General features: G+C 34.9%; 3 protein-coding genes and 1 pseudogene. All 4 read left to right on the top strand.

Annotated elements, in window-relative coordinates; all coding sequences use genetic code 11:
* The coding region (locus A9G30_RS12010; protein ID WP_304363937.1) for a calcium-binding protein at positions 1–2,126 on the top strand (2,126 nt) is incomplete at its 5' end.
* 115 nt (positions 2,127–2,241) lie between these two features.
* On the top strand, positions 2,242–4,350 hold the full coding sequence (locus tag A9G30_RS12005; RefSeq protein ID WP_065589097.1) for a type I secretion system permease/ATPase: 2,109 nt from the start codon (positions 2,242–2,244) through the stop codon (positions 4,348–4,350).
* Entirely contained in the window at positions 4,350–5,687 is a 1,338-nt protein-coding gene (locus A9G30_RS12000) for an HlyD family type I secretion periplasmic adaptor subunit (RefSeq protein ID WP_065589096.1), read from the top strand. Before A9G30_RS12005 ends, A9G30_RS12000 begins: the two co-directional genes overlap by 1 nt.
* Positions 5,688–5,933: 246 nt before the next feature.
* Positions 5,934–6,977 (top strand): annotated as a pseudogene (locus A9G30_RS12565) (IS3 family transposase); the annotation flags it as partial.

Raw genomic sequence — 6,977 nt, 5'->3', positions numbered from 1 at the left:
TAAATAACCATCTATATATGATTGGCACAGATAAAGATGATATCATTTTAGGAAGTAAAGGTAATGATATCTTATCGGGTGGTAAAGGGAATGACCTTTTATCAGGCGGAGCAGGAAACGATACTTATCTGTTCAATCTGGGCGATGGTCACGATACAATAGATAATCAAGGTGAATTAGAATACACTGGTTTCTTAAATAGAATAAAATCGGATGTTGATACTATCCGTTTTGGTGATGGTATTAGCGCTGATATGTTAAGCTGTGCTAGAAGAAACAAAGATTTAGTTATATCTATAAATAGCCAAAATTCAATTACGATAAAAAATTGGTTTTCAACAGGTGATACTCAATTAGCAGCAAGAGTTGATTTCTTTGAATTTACAGATGGCTCCCAACTTAATATTAAAGATTGGTATAATAATAGTCCGATTATTACCTCAGGCACAGTAAAAGATGAAACATTGTTAAGTTCAAATTACAATGATATTTATCGATTTGGGCGTAATAGTGGGCATGATCAGATAACTGAATTAGGTGGTAACGATAAGTTAGAATTTGTTGATGGAATTATGCCAAGTGATATTAGATTTTCACGCCAAGGTACTGATATAATTGCAACATTAATTGGGGGCAACAGTAGTATAACCTTTAAGAATATCTTTTCTGATGCAACGTCAGCAAGAGCAGGCATTAATACAAATAACGTTATTGAAGAGTTCATTTTTGCGGATGGTACAAAATTAACGTGGGATGAGGTACTAAATAACCATCTATATATGATTGGCACAGATAAAGATGATATCATTTTAGGAAGTAAAGGTAATGATATCTTATCGGGTGGTAAAGGGAATGACCTTTTATCAGGCGGAGCAGGAAACGATACTTATCTGTTCAATCTGGGCGATGGTCACGATACAATAGATAATCAAGGTGAATTAGAATACACTGGTTTCTTAAATAGAATAAAATCGGATGTTGATACTATCCGTTTTGGTGATGGTATTAGCGCTGATATGTTAAGCTGTGCTAGAAGAAACAAAGATTTAGTTATATCTATAAATAGCCAAAATTCAATTACGATAAAAAATTGGTTTTCAACAGGTGATACTCAATTAGCAGCAAGAGTTGATTTCTTTGAATTTACAGATGGCTCCCAACTTAATATTAAAGATTGGTATAATAATAGTCCGATTATTACCTCAGGCACAGTAAAAGATGAAACATTGTTAAGTTCAAATTACAATGATATTTATCGATTTGGGCGTAATAGTGGGCATGATCAGATAACTGAATTAGGTGGTAACGATAAGTTAGAATTTGTTGATGGAATTATGCCAAGTGATATTAGATTTTCACGCCAAGGTACTGATATAATTGCAACATTAATTGGAGGCAACAGTAGTATAACCTTTAAGAATATCTTTTCTGATGCAACGTCAGCAAGAGCAAGCATTAATACAAATAATGTTATTGAAGAGTTCATTTTTGCGGATGGTACAAAATTAACGTGGGATGAAGTATTAAATAACCATCTATATATGATTGGCACAGATAGAAATGATACCATTTTAGGAAGTAAAGGCAATGATATCTTATCGGGTGGTAAAGGGAATGACCTTTTATCAGGCGGAGCAGGAAACGATACCTATTTGTTCAATCTGGGCGATGGTCACGATACAATAGATAATCGAGGCGAGTTAGGATACACCGGTTTCTTAAATAGAATAAAATCGGATGTTGATACGATTCGTTTTGGTGATGGAATTTCAGCAAAAATGATTGATATTAAAAAATCGGCTACAGATCTTTTATTAACATTTGGTACTGATTCCATTACGATTAAGAATTGGTTTTCAACTAACCTGGATACTAAATTATCTTCCCAAATTGATATTTTCCAATTTGCTGATGGTTCATCGTGGTTAGCGGCTGATATTAATGCTCATATTAATGATGGTATACCACTACCAGTATTTTCATCAAATGCACCTATATCTAACTTTACATTGATAACGCAGAGCGTAAGTGCTTTTGTTGCATCAGATGATGATAGTGATGCGGTAACATGTGAGTTAATGTTGGCTAATCCATTGCCGCATTTTAATCATTCAATCAAAGCCTAGTAATCTCTAGATTTCATAGTCATCAAAAGACAGTTGATAATAGCTGTCTTTTATTTTGAATTTAAAAATCTGTTTCGTTGGTCTGCATGGAAAAGTGATTATTTTGGAAAAATTGATGCAAAAAGAAAAGTATAATGATTTATGGTTAGGATTTACGATTGTCGCTGAATTTTATGGCGTAGCGGTCAATATTAAATCATTACAAGAGCAGTTCTATCTTGATGATGAACATGATATCTCGCTCCAATTTGTTAGGGCTGTCAAAAAAACAGGGTTAAAATGTCGCTATGTTGATAAACTAAATCTAAATAATAAAATTTCTACTCCAATTATTGTTTATTTAGAGCAGCAAGGCTATGTCGTTTTATTAGCCGTAAAAGATGGGCAATGGCTGATACAATCTCCCCATAAAAAACAACCAGAAGTGATAGCTCCACAGCTACAAGAAAAAATCAGTGCGTTTTTATTTACCAAACGAATTACATGGGAATCCATAAATAGAGAGTTTAATATCCAATGGTTTTTTCAAGCTTTTATGCGTTATAAAAAACTGATTGGTGAAATTTTATTAGCTTCATTCTTTATCCAAATTTTGGCTCTGGTTACACCTTTATTTTTTCAGGTAGTTGTAGATAAAGTGCTTGCTCATCAAAGTTTAACAACATTAGATGTATTAGCTATCGGAATGTTAACCGTTGTGATTTTTGATGTGATTTTAGGTGGACTACGTAATTATCAAATGGCGCATACTTCGCAACGTATTGATGTTATGCTCAGCTCGTTACTATATAAACATTTGCTTTCATTACCTTTAAGCTATTTTAAGTCTCGTCAGGTTGGTATTACCGTTGCTCGTGTTTATGAACTAAAAACAGTACGTGAGTTCTTAACTGGAAGTGCAATGACGCTTTGTTTGGATATTCTTTTTGCGATTGTTTTTTTTGTAATTATGGCATTTTATAGTATTCCCCTGACATTAATTGTTTTAGTTTCATTGATTCCTTACATTTTGTTATCAACTTTTATTACCCCAGTGTTACGTAGGCGTCTTGATGAGCAGTTTCAACAAGGGGCTAAAAATCAAGCATTTTTAGTTGAAAGTATCTCTGGCGTTGAGCAAGTTAAAGCTATGGCGGTTGAAAATCATATGACGCGTCGTTGGGATGAGCAAATTGCCTATTTTGTGACAAGTTGTTTTAAAACGCAAAATTTAGGGAATGTAGCAGGTCAAATATCTCAACTCGTTAATAAATTAACGAGTGTTGTTATTTTATGGTATGGCGCTAATTTAGTGATAGAAGGCAAGTTGACCGTTGGTGGTTTGGTCGCCTTTAATATGTTTTCTGGACAAGCTACAGCCCCCGTATTGCGATTAGTACAGTTATGGCAAAGTTTTCAGCAGGTTTCGATTTCAGTAAAACGATTGGGTGATATACTAAATGTACCTGCAGAGCGGCAACAAGAAAATAGTAGTGTTTTGAAGGAAATTAAGGGTCATATCCGTTTTGCTAATATTTCTTTTGCTTATAGGCCAGATGCAGCGCCTGTGATTCGACAAGTGAATTTATCGGTTAATATTGGTGAAGTTATCGGTATTGTTGGACGCTCAGGATCGGGTAAAAGTACATTAACTCGGCTGTTACAGCGACTTTATGTTCCGATAGAAGGACAAGTTTTTATCGATGGCATTGATATTGCACAAACTGATCCCCAATGGCTACGTAAACAAATCGGAGTGGTATTACAAGAAACGCAGCTTTTTAATGGCTCTATCCGTGATAATATTGCATTGGCGATTCCTGATGCTTCTCTTGAAGCTGTAGTTAATGCTGCAATAATGGCTGGGGCTCATGATTTTATTAGTGAATTCCCATTAGGATATGACACGCCAGTCGGCGAAAATGGAGGACAATTATCTGGTGGACAGAAGCAGCGAATCGGTATTGCTCGTGCATTGATAACAAATCCTAAACTGCTTATTTTTGATGAAGCAACGAGCGCGCTTGATTATGAATCAGAGCAGATTATTCAAGAGAATATGGCAAAAATTTGTCATGATAAAACGGTTTTTATTATTGCTCACCGTTTATCAACGGTTAGGCATGCCAATCGCATTATTGTGATGGAAAAAGGTGAAATTGTTGAACAAGGATCTCACCAAATGTTATTAGAAATAAAAGGGATCTACCATAAACTGTATGATTTACAGAGTGGAGGCCATTGATGAAACAGATGAAACAAAAATACCGTGAGTTTTTGCCTGCTGTATTAGAGGTTCAAGAGACTCCACCATCTCCCCTTGGCCGGTTGCTACTATGGGTGATTATTATTTTATTTGTTATTGTCATCTTCTGGGCTTCATTAAGTAAAGTTGATATTGTTGCCATGGCTCGAGGAAAATTAGTTGTCAATGAGCTATCAAGACCCGTTAATACTTCAGTCACAGCTGAAATTATTGCCGTATTGGTTAAAGAAGGCGAACATGTTGAAAAGGGACAGACTTTAATTAAATTAAATAGCAAATCATTGGTAGCACAATTAGAAGAGAATATATTACAACAACAGATTAATCGCTTTCATATTGCTAGATTGACATTACTTTATGAACATTACCTCAATCGTCCTGCACCGATGATACTTTCTACCGAGTTACAAAAAGAGTCGCCAATACTTGCTAAACAGATTTCTATGCTACTTAAAGCTGAAGTAGAGGATGATTATAATGAAAAAGAGGTTTATAAGTTAAATCAACAAATTTTAATGGCTCAGATAGAAAATTATCAAGCTCAAAAAGAGATGGCGGAAAATCTATTGCCAATTTATGAAGAGCAACATCGGGCGTTGGATTTGTTGTATAAAAAAAAGATGACGAGTAAAGATAGTTTACTTGAGGTTAAGAAAAAATATTTAGAAGCAAAATTTACTGTGAGTGCAGCAGAAGCAAAAATGAAAGAAATGCAAGCAAGTTATTCTCAAATTGATACACAAATGAATTCTCATATTGCCGATAAAATTAAAGAAATTGAGCAAGAAAAAATACAAAAACTGAATCAAAATCATATATTATCCGTACAGCAAAAACAGCTAGAAGCGCTTATTGCACAATATGAGTTAAAAGCACCAATTGCAGGGATTGTGGAAGCATTAGCTTATCGAGATGCTGGTGCTGCGGTTGAAGCTCCTCAAGAGCTATTGAAAATTGTTCCTGAAAATGAAAAGCTGATTGCAGAAGTTTTGGTAAAAAACCAAGATATTGGTTTTTTAAGGAAAAACCAATTGGTTACTGTAAAAATTGATACATTTGATTTTACGCGTTATGGTTGGATTGAAGGTACATTGTTAAACATTTCTTCCGATGCTATTGAAGATAAAGACTTAGGGCTTGTGTATAAGGCTGTTATTGAATTAAACAAAAACCACTTAATTATTGATGACCAACCTGTTAATTTAGAGCCTGGAATGTCTATTTCTGCGGAAATAATAACAGGGCAAAGGACAGTATTAAGTTATTTATTAAGCCCAATGATGGAGGCTTTGGATGATGTTGGTAAGCAACGCTAGTACATTAATCCAATGAATTAATGCGCGATTAATATGTAGGAAAACACGAGATTGTTCCAATTTATAGCTAAAATGATCTTATAAGAAGTGCCCGACGTAAATCAAACAGTAAATATTATTAAACCAAAATTAGAGCTTTTTGAATTAGAAAAACAACTTGAATATGTGTTACTGTAACTATCCCCTAAAATAGTACAGCAAAAAAGTAGAAAATTCTCTATGATAAAAGTAAAAGAGGATTTAATGATGAAAAAAATGACTGAACATCAAATCGTCGCTATTTTAAAAGAAGCTGAAGCAGGTATTCCTGTCAAGGAACTCTGTCGTAAATATGGCATGGGTAATTCAACTTTCTATAAATGGCGGGAAAAATATGGCGGTATGGAAACGTCGGATATCAAACGCTTAAAGGAGCTTGAGGCTGAAAATCGTAAGCTTAAACAGATGTTTGCTGAGCTAAGTTTAAAATTCCAGCTTCAGGAAGAAATCATAAAAAAGCTTTAGTGCCCACAAAGGCGCGTAAAACATGGGCACAGCAACTACAACAAAATCATTCGGTTACTATTGCAATGAGTTGTGCCATTGTTGGTTTAAGCCGTTGTACTTACTATTATCAACCTAAGTTGTAGGATGATTCGGTGATTGTTTCGGTGTTGAATGCTATTACAGATAGGCATTTATGCTGGGGCTTTCCTAAATGTTTTAATCGTATCAGAAAGCTCGGCTATCAATGGAATCATAAACGGGTATATCGGGTGTATTGTGAATTAAAGCTTAATCTCAGGGTAAAGCGTAAAAAACGCATTCCTCCACGATGCCCAGAAAGGTTATTAGTCCCCAATAAACAAGGTGAATGTTGGTCAATGGATTTTATGAGTGACAGTAGTCGTAATCAACGTCGCTTTAGGACATTCAATGTCATCGATGACTTTAATCGTGAGGCGTTAGGTATTGATATTGCAGTAAGCTTACCAGCAGGAAGGATTACCCGTTACTTAGATAAACTGGCCGAATATCATGGGTATCCATTAAAAATACGGGTCGATAATGGGCCAGAATTTACAGGAAAAACCTTTATAAATTGGGCTAAATCACATGATATAACCATGCCCATATCAAAATGGCTATATTGAACGATTTAATCGTATCTATCGCACTGAAGTGCTCGATTTATATCTATTTAATAATCTAGAACAAGCAAGAAAGGTAACCGAAGAATGGCTAACCATTTATAACACCGAAAGACCGCATGAGGCATTAAATAACATGACACCGATTGAGTATAAAACA

Origin of the sequence: Gilliamella sp. Fer4-1, from assembly GCF_001690515.1 — a bacterium.
In the GTDB taxonomy this organism is placed as follows: Bacteria; Pseudomonadota; Gammaproteobacteria; order Enterobacterales; family Orbaceae; genus Gilliamella; species Gilliamella apicola_C.
Note: the sequence above shows the minus strand (reverse complement) of the source record. Positions and strands in the feature narration are given on the sequence as shown.